16 protein-coding genes are annotated in these 17,419 nt (G+C 61.7%); 4 read left to right on the plus strand and 12 right to left on the minus strand.

Annotated elements, in window-relative coordinates:
• Window positions 1-118: 118 nt before the first annotated feature.
• From AC2A1F_RS15700 to AC2A1F_RS15730, 7 genes are all read right to left on the minus strand, one after another.
• The gene (locus AC2A1F_RS15700; protein ID WP_484209723.1) at window positions 119-1,402 is read right to left on the minus strand and encodes an O-acetylhomoserine aminocarboxypropyltransferase; all 1,284 of its coding nucleotides are present in this window, start codon (window positions 1,400-1,402) and stop codon (window positions 119-121) included.
• Between the two features lie 23 nt (window positions 1,403-1,425).
• Window positions 1,426-1,686 (minus strand): DUF2442 domain-containing protein, encoded by a 261-nt coding sequence (locus AC2A1F_RS15705; RefSeq protein ID WP_484209724.1) that lies wholly within the window; start codon window positions 1,684-1,686, stop codon window positions 1,426-1,428.
• Window positions 1,670-1,903, minus strand: a complete 234-nt coding sequence (locus AC2A1F_RS15710; RefSeq protein ID WP_484209725.1) for a DUF4160 domain-containing protein — start codon at window positions 1,901-1,903, stop codon at window positions 1,670-1,672. Before AC2A1F_RS15710 ends, AC2A1F_RS15705 begins: the two co-directional genes overlap by 17 nt.
• A 3-nt stretch (window positions 1,904-1,906) precedes the next feature.
• The gene (gene scpA, locus AC2A1F_RS15715; protein ID WP_484209726.1) at window positions 1,907-4,033 is read right to left on the minus strand and encodes a methylmalonyl-CoA mutase; all 2,127 of its coding nucleotides are present in this window, start codon (window positions 4,031-4,033) and stop codon (window positions 1,907-1,909) included.
• A 120-nt stretch (window positions 4,034-4,153) separates the two neighbouring features.
• The gene (gene mce / locus AC2A1F_RS15720; protein ID WP_484209727.1) at window positions 4,154-4,591 is read right to left on the minus strand and encodes a methylmalonyl-CoA epimerase; all 438 of its coding nucleotides are present in this window, start codon (window positions 4,589-4,591) and stop codon (window positions 4,154-4,156) included.
• Window positions 4,592-4,593: 2 nt separating this feature from the next.
• A complete protein-coding gene (locus AC2A1F_RS15725; protein WP_484209728.1) occupies window positions 4,594-5,772 on the minus strand; it encodes an acetyl-CoA C-acyltransferase family protein in 1,179 nt (392 codons plus the stop codon).
• A 28-nt stretch (window positions 5,773-5,800) separates the two neighbouring features.
• Window positions 5,801-7,327, minus strand: a complete 1,527-nt coding sequence (locus AC2A1F_RS15730) for an acyl-CoA carboxylase subunit beta (RefSeq protein ID WP_484209729.1) — start codon at window positions 7,325-7,327, stop codon at window positions 5,801-5,803.
• Between the two features lie 207 nt (window positions 7,328-7,534).
• On the opposite strand from AC2A1F_RS15730, the gene AC2A1F_RS15735 reads away from it, so the two are divergent.
• The gene (locus AC2A1F_RS15735) at window positions 7,535-8,944 is read left to right on the plus strand and encodes a helix-turn-helix domain-containing protein (protein WP_484209730.1); all 1,410 of its coding nucleotides are present in this window, start codon (window positions 7,535-7,537) and stop codon (window positions 8,942-8,944) included.
• A gap of 3 nt (window positions 8,945-8,947) precedes the next feature.
• Here the strand turns inward: AC2A1F_RS15735 and AC2A1F_RS15740 are convergent, their stop codons facing one another.
• The 5 genes from AC2A1F_RS15740 to AC2A1F_RS15760 all read right to left on the minus strand — a co-directional run bounded on the left by AC2A1F_RS15740 (window position 8,948) and on the right by AC2A1F_RS15760 (window position 14,247).
• Complete coding sequence (locus AC2A1F_RS15740; RefSeq protein WP_484209731.1) at window positions 8,948-10,285, minus strand: DUF4403 family protein; 1,338 nt, start codon at window positions 10,283-10,285, stop codon at window positions 8,948-8,950.
• A 245-nt stretch (window positions 10,286-10,530) separates the two neighbouring features.
• Entirely contained in the window at window positions 10,531-10,911 is a 381-nt protein-coding gene (locus AC2A1F_RS15745) for a VOC family protein (protein WP_484209732.1), read from the minus strand.
• Window positions 10,912-11,010: 99 nt separating this feature from the next.
• On the minus strand, window positions 11,011-12,306 hold the full coding sequence (locus AC2A1F_RS15750) for a dipeptidase (protein ID WP_484209981.1): 1,296 nt from the start codon (window positions 12,304-12,306) through the stop codon (window positions 11,011-11,013).
• Window positions 12,307-12,400: 94 nt separating this feature from the next.
• Window positions 12,401-13,726 (minus strand): MFS transporter, encoded by a 1,326-nt coding sequence (locus AC2A1F_RS15755; RefSeq protein ID WP_484209733.1) that lies wholly within the window; start codon window positions 13,724-13,726, stop codon window positions 12,401-12,403.
• 47 nt (window positions 13,727-13,773) lie between these two features.
• The gene (locus AC2A1F_RS15760) at window positions 13,774-14,247 is read right to left on the minus strand and encodes a Saro_0803 family transcriptional regulator (RefSeq protein ID WP_484209734.1); all 474 of its coding nucleotides are present in this window, start codon (window positions 14,245-14,247) and stop codon (window positions 13,774-13,776) included.
• A gap of 77 nt (window positions 14,248-14,324) precedes the next feature.
• Between AC2A1F_RS15760 and AC2A1F_RS15765 the strand changes: the two genes are divergently transcribed.
• Genes AC2A1F_RS15765 through AC2A1F_RS15775 form a run of 3 tightly spaced genes read left to right on the plus strand, consistent with a single transcriptional unit; the run spans window position 14,325 to window position 17,379 of the window.
• On the plus strand, window positions 14,325-15,809 hold the full coding sequence (locus AC2A1F_RS15765; RefSeq protein WP_484209735.1) for a lignostilbene-alpha,beta-dioxygenase: 1,485 nt from the start codon (window positions 14,325-14,327) through the stop codon (window positions 15,807-15,809).
• Window positions 15,806-16,921, plus strand: a complete 1,116-nt coding sequence (locus tag AC2A1F_RS15770) for an NAD(P)-dependent alcohol dehydrogenase (RefSeq protein ID WP_484209736.1) — start codon at window positions 15,806-15,808, stop codon at window positions 16,919-16,921. Before AC2A1F_RS15765 ends, AC2A1F_RS15770 begins: the two co-directional genes overlap by 4 nt.
• Complete coding sequence (locus AC2A1F_RS15775) at window positions 16,918-17,379, plus strand: DUF3237 domain-containing protein (RefSeq protein ID WP_484209737.1); 462 nt, start codon at window positions 16,918-16,920, stop codon at window positions 17,377-17,379. The genes AC2A1F_RS15770 and AC2A1F_RS15775 overlap by 4 nt, the downstream gene beginning before the upstream one ends.
• Window positions 17,380-17,419 lie beyond the last annotated feature (40 nt).

Below are 17,419 nucleotides of genomic sequence, written 5' to 3' on the forward strand. Positions count from 1 at the left end.
ACTTCAATCGTCACCCCGGGCTTGACCCGGGGTCCCGCTTTTCCTGCGACCTCGCAAAAGGCAGCGGGGCCACGGGTCAAGCCCGGGGCGACGGGGAAGAGGGAGGCGAAGGCCAAGCTCACACCAGCTCCAGCGCCTGCGCTAAATCGGCCACAATGTCGTCGATGTGTTCGATCCCCACCGACACACGCACCGTATCCGGCCCGGCACCTGCGGCAACCAATTCCGCCTCGCCCAACTGGCTGTGCGTGGTGGAAGCGGGGTGGATGATCAGCGAGCGGGTGTCGCCGATGTTGGCGAGGTGGCTGAACAGCTTGACCGACTGGACCAGCTTCACGCCTGCCTCGTATCCGCCCTTCACGCCGAAGGTGAACACCGCGCCGCCCTTGCCGCCGAGGTACTGCTGGGCCAGTTGGTGATAGGGGTCTTCCGGCAGGCCCGCATAGGAAACCCACGCCACCTTGGGATGGCTGCGCAGCCACTGCGCCAGATGCAGTGCATTGCTGCAGTGCCGCTCCATGCGTAGCGCCAGCGTTTCCATGCCGGTCAGCGTCAGGAACGCATTCATCGGCGCCATCGACGGCCCGAGATCGCGCAGGCCCAGCACGCGGCAGCCGATGATGAAGGCGATGGGACCGACGGGCTTCAACGCCTCGGTCAGCACCGCGCCGTGGTAGCTTGGGTTGGGCTGGGTGAGCGAGGGGAACTTGTCACTCGCCGCCCAATCGAACTTGCCCGAATCCACGATCAGCCCGCCGATAGAATTGCCGTGGCCGTTGAGGAACTTGGTGCACGAATGGACGACAATGTCCGCGCCATGTTCGATCGGGCGGCACAGCGCGGGGCTCGCCATCGTGTTGTCGACGATCAGCGGCACGCCTGCGGCATGAGCGACCTCGGCAATCGCCGCGATGTCCTGCACCACGCCGCCGGGGTTGGCGAGGCTTTCGATGAACACGCCGCGCGTCTTGTCGGTGATCGCAGCGGCAACGGCTGCGGGATCATCGGCATCGACGAATATCGCCTTCCAGCCGAACTTGGCAAAGCTGTGCGCGAACTGGTTGAGCGTGCCGCCATAGAGCTTTTTGGCCGCCACGATCTCGCAGCCAGGTTCCATCAGTGTGTGGAACACGATGAACTGCGCGGCATGGCCTGAAGCGACGCCAAGTGCACCTACGCCGCCCTCAAGCGCCGCAATCTTGGCTTCAAGCGCGGCATTGGTGGGGTTCATGATGCGCGTGTAGATATTGCCGAATTCGGCCAGCGCGAACAGGTTCGCGGCATGTTCGGCACTGTCGAACACGTAGCTAGCCGTCTGGTAGATCGGCGTGATCCGCGCATTCGTCGTCGGATCAGGCTCACACCCTGCGTGGACTGACAGCGTTTCAAGCTTCTGCGTCATGGCATCTCTCCTTGCCGGACTTTTTACCGCGCCTCAGGCGCAGGTGCGCCGCGCAACAGGCCCTCGGTGCTCAGATCTTCGTCAATCTCGGGCCAATGAATGCCAAAGCCTGCGCCTGCGTGCTCCCAATTTGCCCGCTGCTCAGGCGTGGCATGCAGCAACCGTGGATACCAAGCGAGCGGAACTGAAATGGTCCGACCATCCATCAGATCGACAATCAGGCTGTGCTCGTTGCAGCGAACGTCCAGCACGCGCTCATCAGCAACTTTAGCCAAAATACCCATGCCAAGCCTCCAGAAACTCGTCGCGATGCGCTTCAACCATTGCCACAATGCCACCTATTTCATGAGCACGAAAGCCACGGCTGCTGGCCACTTCCAGGCTGCCGAGCCACACCTTGATCGTTGCTGCCCCGCGATCCACGTGGATGTGCGGCGGCTCATTCGGTTCGTGACTGTAAAAGTAGAACCGGAACGCACCGATGCGCAGCAGCGTTGGCATGAATCAGGCATCCACTGGCGGCATGTTGTGGCCCAGCAGGCGCAGCATATCAGCGGCGCATTCCACCACGTTTGAGCCCGGACCGTAGATGCCCTGCACGCCGGCTTCGCGCAGGTAATCGTAGTCTTGCGGCGGGATCACGCCGCCTGCCACGACCTTGATGTCACTGCGGCCCGCTGCGCGCAGGTGGCCGATCAGTTCGGGGATCAGCGTCTTGTGTCCTGCCGCCAACGACGATGCGCCGATGGCGTCCACATCGTTTTCCAGCGCCAGCTTGGCGGCTTCCTCGGGCGTTTGGAACAGTGGGCCGGAGGTCACGTCAAAGCCGATGTCGGAGAAGGCCGAGGCGATCACGTTTGCGCCGCGATCGTGGCCGTCTTGGCCCATCTTGGCGACCAGCATGCGCGGGGTGCGGCCGAGGCGGCGCGTCACGGCTTCGACGCCATCGACTACCTGCTGATAGCGCGCATCGCCCGCGTAGGCTGCGCCGTAGACGCCCTTGACCGGTGTAGGGAAAGTGCCGTGACGCCCGAACACGACTTCCATCGCATCAGAAATTTCGCCCAACGTGGCGCGGTAGCGGGCGGCTTCGACCGCGAGTTCGAGCAGGTTTCCACCGGTCTTTGCGCCTTCGGTCAAGGCGTTCAGCGCCGCGCGGCACTTGGTTTCATCGCGGGTTTCGCGCACCCATTTCAGGCGGGCGATCTGGCCCTGGCGGACCTTGTCGTTATCGATGTCGAGCGTGTCGAGCAGGTCTTCGGTGGCGAGGCGGTACTTGTTGACGCCGACGATCACGTCTTCGGCACGGTCGACACGCGCTTGCCGTCCGGCAGCGGCTTCCTCGATCATCGCCTTGGGCCAACCAGCGGCCACAGCCTTGGCCATGCCGCCTTCGCTTTCAACGCGCTCGATGATCTCCCACGCCTTGTCGACCAGTTCCTGCGTCAGGCTCTCAATGTAGTACGACCCGCCCAGCGGATCGACCACGTTGCACATGCCCGTCTCTTCCTGAATCACGATCTGCGTGTTGCGGGCGATGCGTGCGGAAAAGTCGGTCGGCAGCGCGATGGCTTCATCGAGCGCGTTGGTGTGGAGCGACTGGGTGCCGCCCAGCATCGCAGCCATCGCTTCAATCGTGGTGCGGATGACGTTGTTGTAGGGGTCTTGCTCCTGCAAGCTCACGCCCGAAGTCTGGCAGTGGGTGCGCAGCATCTTGCTGCGTTCGTCCTGCGCGCCCAGCTTGGTCATCACGCGGTGCCACAGCACGCGCGCGGCGCGCAGCTTGGCCACTTCCATGAAGAAGTTCATGCCGATGGCGAAGAAGAATGACAGACGGCCTGCGAATTTGTCGATGTCGAGGCCAGAAGCCACGCCGTACTTCACATATTCCATGCCGTCGGCGATGGTGAACGCTAGCTCCTGCACCTGCGTCGCGCCCGCTTCCTGCATGTGATAGCCGGAAATCGAGATCGAATTGAACTTCGGCATCTCGCGGCTGGTATAGCCGAAGATGTCCGAGATGATCCGCATCGAGGGCTCGGGCGGATAGATATAGGTGTTGCGGACCATGAACTCCTTGAGGATGTCGTTCTGGATGGTCCCGTCGAGCAGCTTGCGATCAACGCCCTGCTCTTCGCCCGCGACGATGAAGAACGCGAGGATGGGGATCACTGCGCCGTTCATGGTCATCGAGACGGACATCTGATCGAGCGGGATGCCGTCGAACAGGATCTTCATGTCCTCGACAGAGTCGATGGCGACGCCAGCCTTGCCGACATCGCCGGTTACGCGTGGGTGGTCGGAGTCATATCCGCGGTGCGTGGCCAGATCGAAGGCGACCGAGAGGCCCTTCTGGCCCGCAGCCAGATTGCGGCGGTAGAAGGCGTTCGATTCCTCGGCGGTGGAGAAACCCGCGTACTGGCGGATGGTCCAGGGACGCCCTGCATACATCGAGGCGCGAACGCCGCGCGTGAACGGCGCAAAGCCCGGCAGGCCCGGATCGACGGTCACGTCCTCGGCCGTGTAGAGCGGCTTGACGGCAATGCCTTCGGGCGTCTGCCACGTGAGGTCTTTGCCCTTGACTTCCTTGGCGGCTGCGGCCTGCCAGTCGGCCAGTGTCTTGTCGCTCATTATTCTATCCCTCAATCGTCACCCCGGACTTGATCCGGGGTCCCGCTTTTCTTTGACCGCACCGCCGTCCGAAGGCAGCGGGACCCCGGGTCAAGCCCGGGGTGACGGTTACCTCAAACCTCAGTGATGCCCCTGCGGCACTTCCATGATCTCGGTCAGCACGCCGCCCATGTCCTTGGGGTGGACGAAGAAGATCAGCGTCCCATGCGCGCCGATCCGCGGCTCGCCCAGCACACGCTTGCCCAGTGCCTCGAACGCTGCCTTAGCCGCATGAATATCGGGCACTTCGTAGCAAAGGTGATGCTGGCCGCCCAAGGGATTGGCCGCGAGCCACTTGCCCACCGCGCTGTCCGGTCTGGTTGGCTGGATCAGCTCGATCTGCGTGCCAGCGGTGCCGTTCTCGCCCGGCGTATTGACGAAGCACACCCGCACCTGCTGGCTTTCCAGCACGAACGGCTCGGTAATGTCGCTCGCGCCCATCACATCGCGGTAGAACGCGATCGAAGCGTCGATATCGGGCGTGGCGACGCCGACGTGGTTGAGGCGACCCAGTTTCATGATCAGACCTTCTCGATGACCATGGCGATGCCCTGACCGCCGCCGATGCACATCGTGATCAAGCCATAGCGGCCACCGGTGCGGTGCAGTTCATACATCGCCTTGATCGTCAGAATCGCGCCCGTCGCGCCGATGGGATGGCCGAGCGAAATACCCGAGCCGTTGACGTTGGTCTTGGCCGGATCGAAGCCCAGTTCCTTGGCGACACCGCAGGCCTGCGCGGCGAACGCCTCGTTGCTTTCGATCACATCGATCTGGTCTAGCGTCAGCCCTGCGCGGGCAAGCGCCACCGGCACGGCCTTGACCGGGCCGAGCCCCATGACGTTCGGTTCAACGCCCGCATGGCCCCAGCCGAGGATCTTGGCCATCGGCTTCAACCCATGCTCTTCCACAGCCTTGCCGCTGGCCAGCACGACCGCTGCCGCGCCATCGTTGATGCCGCTGGCGTTGCCTGCGGTGACGGTACCGTCCTTCTTGAACACCGGGCGCAGGGCCGCCATCGCTTCGACACTGGCATCGGCGCGCACGTGCTCGTCGGTGTCGAACACGACAGTGCCCTTGCGCGTCTTGATTTCGACCGGGACGATCTGCTCCTTGAAGTAACCTGCCGCAATAGCAGCGGCGGCGCGCTGGTGGCTTTGCACCGCCAGAGCATCCTGCTCTTCACGGCTGATGCTGCAGCGTTCGGCCACGTTTTCTGCGGTCACGCCCATGTGGATGTTCTCAAAAGGATCGTGCAGCGCGCCAAGCATGGCGTCCATCAGCACCTGATCGCCCATCTTCTGGCCATTGCGCGCGGTCAGCACCATGTGCGGCGCGTTCGACATGCTTTCCGCACCGCCGCCAATGGCAATGTCCTGCTCGCCCAGCGCAATCCCTTGCGCCGCCGAGACAATGGCCTGCAGGCCCGAGCCGCACAGGCGATTGACGTTCATCGCAGGCGCTTCGATCGGCACGCCCGCATTCACGGCGGCAACGCGGCTGACGTAGGCGTCCTTGGGCTGCGTCGGCACGACCGTGCCGATGACCACGTTCTGCACCTTGTCCGCGCTGATCCCGGCGCGGGCGATGGCTTCCTTGATCACGATTGCGCCGGTTTCTGCCGGACGCATCGAGGCAAGTCCGCCACCGAACGAGCCAATGGCGGTGCGAGCGCCCGAGACGATGAAAATGTCGGTCATGTCAGGTCTTCCAGACTGAAGCGCTCAATCAGAGCGGGATGTTGTCGTGCTTTTTCCATGGGTTTTCCAAGCTCTTGGTCTTGAGCTTGCGCAAGCCCAGCGCGATGCGCCGCCGCGTGGAATGGGGGTGGATCACTTCGTCGATGAAGCCCTTGCTGGCTGCCACGAAGGGGTTCGCGAAGCGGTCTTCGTATTCGCGGGTCTTGACCGCCTGCTCTTCAGCAGACAGGCCGCGGAAGATGATTTCAACCGCACCCTTGGCACCCATCACCGCGATTTCGGCAGTCGGCCAGGCGTAATTAAGGTCACCTCGCAAATGCTTGGAGGCCATCACGTCATAGGCGCCGCCATAGGCCTTGCGGGTGATGACGGTGATCTTGGGCACGGTGGCTTCGGCATAGGCGAACAGCAGCTTTGCACCGTGCTTGATGATGCCGTTGTGTTCCTGCGCCGTGCCGGGGAGGAAGCCGGGGACGTCGACGAAAGTCACAATCGGGATGCTGAAGGCATCGCAAAAGCGCACGAACCGCGCGGCCTTTTTCGATGAGTTGATATCGAGGACCCCTGCCAGCACCATCGGCTGGTTGGCGACGATGCCCACGGTGCGGCCTTCGATGCGACCGAAACCGCAGATGATGTTTCCCGCGTGCTTGGGCTGGATTTCGAAGAATTCGCCCTCGTCCACCGTCTTGGCGATGACTTCGTGCATGTCATAGGGCTGGTTGGCCGATGCGGGGACGATGCTATCGAGGCTGTGTTCAGCGCGGTCATAGGGGTCGGACGTGGGCCGTTCTGGCACGTCGTGGCGGTTGGACAGCGGCAGGTAATCGAAGAAATCGCGCGCCGCGAGCAGCGCTTCGATGTCGTTCTCCAACGCCAGATCGGCGACCGAGGTCTTGGTGGTGTGCGTGACCGCGCCGCCCAGTTCCTCTTGCGTCACGATCTCGTTGGTGACGGTCTTGACCACGTCGGGGCCGGTGACGAACATGTAGCTGCTGTCCTTCACCATGAAGATGAAGTCGGTCATGGCGGGCGAATAAACCGCGCCGCCCGCGCAAGGCCCCATGATCAGCGAAAGCTGCGGCACCACGCCGCTGGCCAGCACATTGCGCTGGAACACTTCGGCATAGCCGCCGAGCGAGGCCACCCCTTCCTGAATGCGCGCGCCGCCGGAATCGTTGAGCCCGATCACTGGCGCGCCGACCTTCAGCGCGGTATCCATGATCTTGCAGATCTTCTGCGCGTGCCGCTCAGACAGCGAGCCACCGAACACGGTGAAATCCTGACTGAACACATAGACCAGACGGCCATTGATCGTGCCCGAACCCGTCACCACGCCATCGCCGGGAATGACCGTATCGGGCATGCCGAAATCGACGCAGTTGTGTTCGACATACATGTCGACTTCTTCGAAGCTGCCTTCGTCGAGCAGCACCTTCAGCCGTTCGCGCGCGGTAAGCTTGCCTTTGGCGTGCTGCGCATCGATGCGCTTTTGCCCGCCGCCCATGCGTGCTGCCTGACGGCGTTTTTCCATCTCGGCAATATTGGCGGACATGCGGGGCACCCTTTTGTTGATAAGCCGGATCAAATGCCCGGTTCCAGCCCGCACCCCCTCCCCGGGGTGCAAGGCCAGAGCCGGAACCGCAGCCCTGCCAAAGGCAAGACCACGGATTGGCTTTCCACCTGCGCCAGCGCGCTTGCCAAGTCCAATGTTATTCTGCAAACTTGCGAAGGATAAGTTTGCAAAATCGGATCGTTGGAAATGGCAAGACGCCGCCTCTTTGCGGGCGAACAGCTCAAAGCCCTGCGCACGACGCGAAAGTTGCGTCAGGGTGAAATGGCCAGCCTGCTGGGCATCAGCGCGTCCTACCTTTCGCAGATCGAGAACGATGAGCGCCCGTTGACGCCCGTTCTGGCCGACCGGTTGCAACACAGTTTCCCGGTGGAATGGCAGGATTTCGCCGCCGACCGGGTGGAACCAGTGCTGACCGCTTTGCGTGATGCTGCCGCTGACCCGATGATCGGCGCCACGCTTCCCGGTGATCAGGTAGAGCGTGTGGCCGAACAATACCCGGCCTTTGCGCAGGCTTTTGCGACGCTGTGGGAACAGCACCGTCGATCGGTGCAGCGGCTGGAAGCGATTGATGAGGCGCTGGGATCAGACAATGTCACAGGCGGACGCCTGCCGTGGGAGGAAGTGCGCGACTGGTTTCACCATGCGAACAACTATGTCGACAGCATTGATCGTGCAGCCGAAAGGCTGGCGGTGCGCCTTTCAGGGACCGGTATGTCGCCCACGATGGGGCAAATGGCGATATGGCTGGAAAGCAGGGGCATTGCGGTGGAGCAAGTGAGCGGCGGGGCGATGCGCCGCTTCGATCCCACAGCACGGCGGCTAACGCTCGACCCCAACCAGCCGATTGAAAGCGGGCGCTTTCAGATGGCCTATCAGGTTGCCGCCGAGGGCCTGCGCGAAGAAATTGCCGCGATTGTCGAAAGTGCGACCCTGCAATCGGACGCCGCCCGCCAGTTGCTGACCGTTGGCCTTGGCAATTATGCCGCAGGGGCGCTGATCATGCCCTATGAATGGTTCCGCACCCGCGCCCGCGCGCTGCGCCACGATATCGATCAGTTGCGCCAGATCTTCGGGGCCAGTTTCGAACAGGTCTGCCACCGCCTGTCCACGCTGCAACGCCCTCAGGCGCGCGGCATCCCGATGTTCTTCTGCCGGGTGGACATGGCGGGCAATATCACCAAGCGCCATTCGGCAACCCGCCTGCAATTCGCCCGCTTTGGCGGAGCCTGCCCGTTGTGGGTCGTGCATGAGGCCGTGGCGATCCCCGACCGCATCCATGTGCAAGCCGCCGAAATGCCCGATGGCGTGCGCTATGTTTCCATCGCCAAAGGCCTCGTCAAACCATCGGGCAGCTATTACCGCCAGCCCCGCCGCTATGCCGTGGCCTTGGGTTGCGAAGCAGCGCTGGCGGACGAATTCATCTACGCTGACGGAATCAATCTGAACCGGACCGAAGCCATCACGCGGATTGGCATTTCCTGCCGCATCTGTCCGCGCGACACCTGCGACCAGCGCGCCTTCCCGCCAAGTGACCGCGCGATCGTGGTCGATCCCCATGCGCGCGATCTTGTTCCCTACGGCATCATCGACGCGTAAAGCTCACTGAACCACGCGCACAGTTGCCGTTCCCTCCGCCCATACCGGAAGATAAAGCCCCTCCCCCGCGGCTTGTAGCTGGCCTGAACGAGTGCGCAGCAGATCGGCCTTGACGATGAACGCACCTTCGCGCTCTGTTTCAATTGCCCGGTCAACCTTGCCCAGCAGTTTGGCGTAATCGCGTTCGAAATCCTGGGTAAGCGACCCGGCAAGATACTGGATGACGCCCGGCGCATTGATCAGGTTGATGATCAGGTCGCCGCCGGTCACGTCGGAAGTGCCTGTAACGCTCAAATCTTCAAATCCGACGCGGCGTGAATCTTTCGCATTCACCGGCTTGCCGGTAAGCCAGACCGTGCCGCTGGCTTGTTCGCTACCGGCCTGTGGACGTGCGGCAAAATTGATCCCCACTGCAATCCTTCCGCCCTTGGTTCCATAAATCTCGGCCGTCTTGAACTGGGCCATCACCGGCCCGACGCCCGGAACGTCAAATGGCCGGGCCGACCGCTTGACGAGAGCCTTCATCAGCACCGGTTCAAGTTCACGGTAATCGGCAAAGACCGGAAGGAAGAACTCCAGCTTCCCCTGCGCCTGTTGAAGACGTCTGACAGGCGGAAGCGGCGTGGGTTTAGGGTCAACCGGCCGCTTGCCAACAAACGTCTCGGTCAATGCCTGAAGGCCAAGGTTCAAGCGCAGCTTTCCGGCAACCACTTCGTAGCCGCCATACTGGAACTCCAGGGGCGTGATGCGCATCCAGACCGGGGGATTTTTGCGGTTCAATGACACAGTGGTAAAGGCATCTGACCATGCTTTGGCCACGGCTTCACGCAAGTGCAATTTGCCCAGTTCTCCGGGAAGATCGCGTTCCAGCTTCGCGATCACGGGCGCCAGCTTCTCGTTGGCCTGCTCGGCGAATTCAATACGTTGTCCCATGAAATCAATATGGGGTGAGTCCTGCCACGCATAGCTGATGTCAACTTTGCCGCGCGGGGTCCAATCCTCAGCAATATCAAGCCGAACAACGGCATGAGCCATGGCATCCGCCGTTGCCGTTTCATCGATCAATCCGGCAACATTTTCGGCCCGGATGCGGGCATGGATCGGCATCGCTATGCGAATATCCCGGCCCGAACCTTCAAGACGCATCGGTCCGCGTGTTACCGTTCCGACGATCCGGCATTTGAGCTTGGGCGTCTTGATCGTGGCGATTCCGATATCAAGCCCTTTGCTCTTCATGCAGGTCTGACCCTCCTTGTCGATCGTCCAGAGCTGGATCGGAACCGACCGTTCGAGCACACGGGAAAGATCCGCCAGATCAGCCTCAACCGGCACCGTGATCAAGGAGGGGGCTGGCTTGACTGAGATTGCATCAACCGTCCGCACTGGCTTTCCGCCGTCCAAACCACCATCGCACCCGGAGAGAATCCAAAGGGCAGGCAGAATCAGAGTGTGCACAAGCCAAGGTTTCATGCGCAGTATAACGCAGCAACCGGCCAAATGGTGCCGAGGCGCGGTGAACAGTTGCCCAAGCGATTGCGGGGCAAGGACCTAAACCTCTGCCCCGCAATATTTTTATTTGATCGATGTCAGGCGTTTGGGTTGGGCGCAAAGGCGCAGATCTTGTTGCCATCAGGATCGCGCAAGTATGCGCCATACTGCTGGCCCGGAGAATTTTCGCGGACACCAGGAGCGCCTTCACAAGTGCCGCCATTGGCAAGGCCTGCCGCATGGAAGGCATCTACCGCACCCGAATTCACAGCTTTTAAGCCCAAGGTGTGTCCGTTGGAAACGGTGTGCGCTTCGCCATTGGCTGGCTTGCCAACAATCAACGAACCTGCCGCCGAAGGAAATACCGTGCCCATCGGCAGCGGCACTGCCGTGGTGTGGCCCAGCGCGCCCATGACGGCGGTGTAGAACTGGCGCGATTTTTCAACGTCATTGGTGCCAAGAAAGCTGTGGGTGAACATCGGGAACTCTCCGTCAAGATTGTTATTGAACCGAACTATTTCTGCCCGGATCATAGTCCTGCGTCGAGAGGGTTTCTGCACATATTTCGCAGCGCGACATCAGAAAGTTGTCGGGTTTTCCAACACAGGATCGGCACGATGGGCCGCAGCATAGGCTTCGGCAGCTTTCATCACGCGCAACATGTTGCGGCTCGCCAGCTTTTCAAGGTCCGCTTGCGACCAGCCGCGCCGCGCCAGTTCCGTAAACAGGGCGGGATAAGTGGATACGTCCTCAAGCCCGGTGACGGTGTTTTCCACCCCATCCAGATCCCCGCCAAGGCCGACATGGTCAGCCCCGATCAGTTTTGCGATATGCTGGATGTGATCTGCCACATCCCCTACAGTGCCGCGCGGCATCGGATTGGCCTTGTCCCAAGCGGCAAGATCGGCGGCTTCTGCGGCTGGGTCCCCACGGTTCAGCGCCTTGGCGCGCGCGATTTGGGCATCGCGTGCCGCCGACCATTGGCGCGCGGCTTCAACCACGTAGGGCGGATAGAAGTTTACCATCACGATGCCGCCTGTAGCCCCGATAGCCTTCAGTGTTTCGTCCGAAACGTTGCGCGAATGGTGGTTGATCGCGCGCGCATTGGAATGGCTGACAATCGGCGGCGGGCCTTTCAAGGCGAGCGCATCGCGCATCGTCGCCTCGCTCACGTGCGCCATATCTACCAGCATACCCAGCCGCTGCATTTCGCGCACCACCTGTTCGCCGAATGGGGTCAGGCCATCATGCGCGGGCGCATCGGTGGCGCTATCGGCCCAAGCGGTGTTCTTGAAGTGCGTCAGCGTCATGTAGCGCGCACCAAGGGCGTGCATCTGGCGCAGCACGGCCAGCGATCCGCCGATCGAATGACCACCCTCCATGCCGATCAGCGAGGCGATGCGCCCGGCCTTGCCTGAGGCTTCGACACATTTGCTGTCGGTGCAGAACTGCAGATCTTCGGGGTATTGCGCAATGAGACGCCGCGTTACGTCGATCTGTTCAAGCGTTGCCTGCACCGCCTGCGGTTCTGGCAGATTGGCCGAGACATAGACCGACCAGAACTGCGCGCCGACTTTGCCCGCGCGCATACGCGAGATGTCGGTCATCATTGGCGGCAGGCCCTTGGCCACATCGCCGGTGCTGCGGGTGTCGCGGAAATCGAAGCCTTCGAGCATATCCCGGCGGCGTTCGCGCAATTGTTCGGGCACATCGTTGTGCCCATCGAACACTGGCGCGGCGCGCAATGCGGCGTCTGCCACCGCCTCGGGACCTTTGGGCGGGGTGGCGGCGATCAGGGCGAGGGCCAAGGGGGCGAGGATGAGCGCGTGTTTAATGCCCGCATCCTTGCCCGAACCGGCCCTGCACTCAACCATGCGGCGCAAAAGGGTGGCCTTGCGCGCAAAAGCCAAAGCAGTGCGGGTCTTCATGGAGTACCGGCTTGTCGATGAAGTGATCTTACTCGACAACCTATTCCGACATCACGTCGTCACCATCGCGCTCGGGCAGCATCAGAAACAGCGCGAGGCTGATAATCGAGCCCATCGCCATGATTATCGACACCGTCAACAGTTGGTCGTCTCCCAACCAGCCAAACAGGGTGCCCGCCAGCAACGGACTGCCCGCAGCGCCCAGCCGCCCCACGCCCAGCGCGAAACCCGTGCCGGTGGCCCGCGCATAAGCCGGGAAGCCGCGCGCAAAGGCGGCATAAAACCCACTGATCGCCGCATTGGTAAAGAAACCAGCGATCATCGTCGCCATTTGCCACGCGTTCAGCGTATCTCGCCCTGTGCCGAAATAGGCCACCATCATCGCGCCGATCAGCAGCATCAGCGCGGTGGGCCATCTGACTCCCAGCCGCGCCATCACGAAGCCGAAAAGCGCGCTGCCCAGGAAACCGCCGACGTTGGCGTATGTCAGCACCGTGGCCGCCTGCGATGGAGGATAGCCCGGCGGATAATCGGACACGATCTGAACACCAAACTTCAGGATGTAATAGAAAGTGATGCAGTGGAATGTGTAGCCGAACGATAACAGCAGGGTGACCGGACGCAGTTTGGGGTTGGACAGGATATCGGTTACGCGCGGCTTGACGGTGCCCGCCACGATCACCGGCAGATCGCTGATGGCAGGCTTGCCGAACGCGGCAAGCGTGCGGTTCACGCCCGTCAGATCGCGCTTCGTCGCCAGATAGGCTGCTGTTTCGGGCACCAGCAGCAGAATGACGGGGATCAGAACTGCGGTCACCACCGCGCCGAACAGAAACACAGCGTGCCAGCTGTAGGTGGGTAGCAGCCATTCCGATGCCGCAACTCCGCCAATGATCGCGCCCAGCGGATAGCCCGCCACATAAACCGCAATGGCAACAGAGCGCCAACGGCTGTTGGTGCTTTCGGCAACGACCGCGTTGGTGGTGGTTAGCATCCCGCCGATGCCGATGCCGGTGAGGAACCGGTAGGCAACCATCGGCTGAACCGCCGCCGCAATGCTCGCCAGATACATGCCAATCGCCATCAATACGAGGCAGGCAATCATGGTAAATTTGCGACCATAACGGTCTGCCGCCCCGCCCAGCAGCACAGAACCGAAGCCCATGCCGAGCAGTTCGGCCGAAAGCACCACGCCCAGCGCCGGACGGGCAATGCCCCAATCGGCGGTGATCCCCGGCGCGGCAAAGGCGCTCGACAGGACGTCGAACCCATCAAGTGCGTTCAACAGCACCATCAGGACCACAACGATCCATTGGCGCGCGCCCATCGGCGTCTGCTCGATCACCTCGCGCGGGGTCTGTGTCATGCGGCCCTTGGTCCTCGTCCAAACTGTTAATTGCTATCGCTTATAACTTATTCGTGGATTCGGGAAAGCAGTTCAATGAGCTGCTTCACTTCCTTGTCGGAAAAGCGGCTTTTTACCCAGGCCTCATGCTCACCAATCGCGGTTTTGGCCTGCGCAAGCATGGCCTGACCTTCCGGCTGGAGGAACAGCGCCTGCTTGCGGCCATCCTTGGGCGAGCGGTCGCGGCGCAGAAAATGCTTGGCCTGCAACCGGTTGATGATGGCCATCGTGGTCGCGCGGTCCATCCGCAAGCGCTGGGCAAGGTCGGTCTGAGCGATGCCAGGGTGATCATCGACCAGCCAGAGCACCGAGACCTGCTTCTGCGTCAGATCCAGATCGGTGAACGTTTCGGTAAAATGCCGCAGACACGCGCCGTGCGCCAGACGGATGTGGAAGCCCAGAATATCGTTGATTGCACCAACATCAGCTTCATCAGTGTGCCCGGCCGGCGCAATGGCATCGGCAAACTTGTCTCTGATCAATGCCCTGCTCCCGAAACTCTTGGCAAATCCGCTTGTCTATTTGTTAGCAATACATACAATGTTGGAAGGAGGATGCCATGGCCCAATTTCCGAACACCCCCAGCTTCTCAGGCTTTAACACGCCTTCGCGGATCGAGGCGGACATTGCCGACCTCGCGCACGAGGGCACGATTCCGACAGGATTAAACGGCGCATTCTATCGCGTCCAGCCCGACCCGCAGTTTCCTCCCCGGCTGGCCGACGATATCGCCTTCAATGGCGATGGCATGATCACCCGCTTTCACATCCATGACGGCCAAGTGGACTTTCGCCAGCGCTGGGCCAAGACCGACAAGTGGAAGCTGGAAAACGCCGCCGGAAAGGCGCTGTTCGGGGCCTATCGCAATCCGTTGACCGATGATGAAAGCGTGCAAGGTGAATACCGCTCCACCGCCAACACCAACGCCTTCATCTTTGCCGGAAAGCTTTGGGCGATGAAGGAAGACAGCCCCGCCCTGACCATGGACCCGGCAACGATGGAGACGTTCGGGTTCGAAAAGTTCGGCGGCAAGATGACCGGGCAGACCTTCACCTCGCACCCCAAGATCGATCCGAAGACCGGCAACATGGTCGCCATCGGCTATGCCGCAAGCGGGCTGTGCACCGATGACGTGACGTACATGGAAGTGAGCCCCGAGGGCGAACTGATCCGCGAAGTGTGGTTCAAGGTGCCCTACTACTGCATGATGCACGATTTCGGCATTACCGAGGATTACCTCGTCTTGCATATCGTGCCATCGATCGGCAGCTGGGAACGGCTGGAAAAGGGCATGCCGCACTTCGGCTTCGACACTACCATGCCGGTGCATCTGGGGATCATCCCGCGCCGCGATGGTATAACGAACGAAGACATCCGCTGGTTCACGCGCGATAACTGCTTTGCCAGCCACGTGCTGAACGCATGGCAGGAAGGCACGAAAATTCACTTCGTGACCTGCGAGGCGAAGAACAACATGTTCCCGTTCTTCCCCGACGTGCACGGCGCCCCGTTCAACGGCATGGAGGCGATGAGCTACCCCACCGACTGGGTGGTGGACATGGCCAGCAACGGCGAGGCCTTTGCTGAAGTGGTGCGGCTGACCGATACGGCATCGGAATTCCCGCGTATTGATGACCGCTTCGTGGGGCGCAAGACCCGCTACGGCTGGTTCCTTGAAATGGACATGAAGCGCCCCGTGGAATTGCGCGGCGGCAGCGCTGGCGGGTTGCTGATGAACTGCCTGTTCCACAAGGACTTCGAGACAGGCCACGAACAGCACTGGTGGTGCGGCCCAGTTTCGAGCCTGCAAGAACCATGCTTCGTCCCGCGCTCCAAAGACGCCCCTGAAGGCGATGGCTGGATCGTGCAAGTCTGCAACCGGCTGGAAGACCAGCGCAGCGATCTCCTGATCTTTGATGCACTCGACATCGCAAAAGGCCCCGTGGCAACCGTCAACATCCCGATCCGGCTGCGCTTTGGCCTGCATGGCAACTGGGCGAATGCCGACGAAATCGGGCTCGCTGAAAAGGAACTTGCCGCATGACCGATATTCGTGCCGCCATCTGCCGTGAGGGCTCATCGGCATTTTCCATCGAAGATGCCCGGATCGACGCACCCCGCGCGGGCGAAGTGCTGGTGCGCATTGTCGGCGCTGGCGTGTGCCACACTGATATGGCCGTGCGTGACCGGCAATTGCCGGTGCCGCTGCCGGTGGTGCTGGGCCACGAAGGATCGGGCATCGTCGAGGCCGTCGGCGAAGGCGTCACGCATGTTGCTCCCGGCGATGCGGTGGTTCTGTCGTTCGGCAGTTGCGGCGAATGCCTGAACTGCACTGACCATGCGCCTGCCTATTGCTATGCCTTTGGCCTGCACAACTTTGCCAGCGCCCGCCCCGATGGCAGCACTGCGATCCGCACGGACCAAGGCCCGATCCACAGCCACTTCTTCGGCCAGTCATCATTCGCCACCCACGCGATGGCCACCGCGCGCAACGTGGTGAAAGTGCCCGCCAGTGCTGCGCACGTGCCACTCGAACTGCTCGGTCCGCTCGGCTGCGGGTTGCAGACCGGCGCTGGCGCCGTGCTCAATTCTATGGCGGTCAAGGCTGGGCGCTCCATCGCCGTGTTCGGTGCAGGCGCGGTGGGCCTTTCGGCCATCATGGCTGCGCGTATTGCCGGGGCCGATCCGATCATCGCAATAGACCTGCATGAAAACCGCCTCGCCCTCGCCCGCGAACTGGGTGCAACGCATACGATCAAGGGCGATGCCGATGTGGCCGCCGCCCTGCGCGAGATATGCCCCACTGGCCTCAACTATGCGTTCGATACCACTGGCCTTGGCAAGCTGATCGAACTGGCGTTTGAACAACTGGCCCCGCGCGGCATCCTTGGTCTTGTCGGCGCGTCCGATGCCGACGCAATGGTCCATTTCAACGAAACCTCGCTGATGGGCGGCGGCAAGCGCGTGATGGGCATTCTGGAAGGCGACAGCGACCCGCAAGTGTTCATCCCCGAACTGATCGCGCACCACGTGGCAGGCCGCTATCCGTTTGATCGGTTGATGGAAATGTTCGCGTTCGATGACATCAACGCAGCCTTCGAAGCCAGCGAAAGCGGCCGCGTTATCAAGCCCGTCTTGAGAGTATCAGCAGCATGATCCAGCCCGGCCTTGAATTCGTCTACGAAGCGCATGGTGAACTCGAACCGCCGATCCCAATTGGCGAGACTTTCGACGGCACCCGCCGCATCATTCCCATCGTGGGTGGCGGGCGCGTGGAAGGGCCTCTGATCCAGGGTAAGCTGATCGGCAACGCGGCCGATTGGCAAGTGACCCGGCCCGATGGCGTGACGGTGGCCGATGCGATCTATGCGCTGGAAACCGACGACGGCGTGGTCATCCAGATCCGCAACCGTGGTCTGCGCCACGGCCCGCCGGAGGTGATACAGCGGCTGGCATCTGGGCAAGAGGTTGACCCGGCGGAATACTATTTCCGCACCGTGCCCGAATTCATCGCGCCAGTGGGCAAATATGACTGGATGAACCGGTCGATTTTCATCTGCTCGGGCGCAAGGTATCCGCTGGGAATCAAGTTGTGGGTGTGGCGGGTGACTTGAGGCTGCTTGAGCCCCCTACTCTGAAGAGAAGGGGGAGATA

This window comes from Novosphingobium sp. HNCC26BN242 (genome assembly GCF_057180525.1).

What these genes read in the sequence shown, in the direction of transcription:
- AC2A1F_RS15775 (WP_484209737.1), top strand. Translation starts at nt 16,918, where the DNA reads ATGATCCAGCCCGGCCTTGAATTCGTCTACGAAGCGCATGGTGAACTC.
- AC2A1F_RS15700 (WP_484209723.1), bottom strand. Translation starts at nt 1,402, where the DNA reads ATGACGCAGAAGCTTGAAACGCTGTCAGTCCACGCAGGGTGTGAGCCT.
- AC2A1F_RS15745 (WP_484209732.1), bottom strand. Translation starts at nt 10,911, where the DNA reads ATGTTCACCCACAGCTTTCTTGGCACCAATGACGTTGAAAAATCGCGC.
- AC2A1F_RS15725 (WP_484209728.1), bottom strand. Translation starts at nt 5,772, where the DNA reads ATGACCGACATTTTCATCGTCTCGGGCGCTCGCACCGCCATTGGCTCG.
- AC2A1F_RS15755 (WP_484209733.1), bottom strand. Translation starts at nt 13,726, where the DNA reads ATGACACAGACCCCGCGCGAGGTGATCGAGCAGACGCCGATGGGCGCG.
- AC2A1F_RS15770 (WP_484209736.1), top strand. Translation starts at nt 15,806, where the DNA reads ATGACCGATATTCGTGCCGCCATCTGCCGTGAGGGCTCATCGGCATTT.
- AC2A1F_RS15750 (WP_484209981.1), bottom strand. Translation starts at nt 12,306, where the DNA reads ATGGTTGAGTGCAGGGCCGGTTCGGGCAAGGATGCGGGCATTAAACAC.
- AC2A1F_RS15705 (WP_484209724.1), bottom strand. Translation starts at nt 1,686, where the DNA reads ATGGGTATTTTGGCTAAAGTTGCTGATGAGCGCGTGCTGGACGTTCGC.
- AC2A1F_RS15765 (WP_484209735.1), top strand. Translation starts at nt 14,325, where the DNA reads ATGGCCCAATTTCCGAACACCCCCAGCTTCTCAGGCTTTAACACGCCT.
- scpA (WP_484209726.1), bottom strand. Translation starts at nt 4,033, where the DNA reads ATGAGCGACAAGACACTGGCCGACTGGCAGGCCGCAGCCGCCAAGGAA.
- AC2A1F_RS15730 (WP_484209729.1), bottom strand. Translation starts at nt 7,327, where the DNA reads ATGTCCGCCAATATTGCCGAGATGGAAAAACGCCGTCAGGCAGCACGC.
- mce (WP_484209727.1), bottom strand. Translation starts at nt 4,591, where the DNA reads ATGAAACTGGGTCGCCTCAACCACGTCGGCGTCGCCACGCCCGATATC.
- AC2A1F_RS15735 (WP_484209730.1), top strand. Translation starts at nt 7,535, where the DNA reads ATGGCAAGACGCCGCCTCTTTGCGGGCGAACAGCTCAAAGCCCTGCGC.
- AC2A1F_RS15710 (WP_484209725.1), bottom strand. Translation starts at nt 1,903, where the DNA reads ATGCCAACGCTGCTGCGCATCGGTGCGTTCCGGTTCTACTTTTACAGT.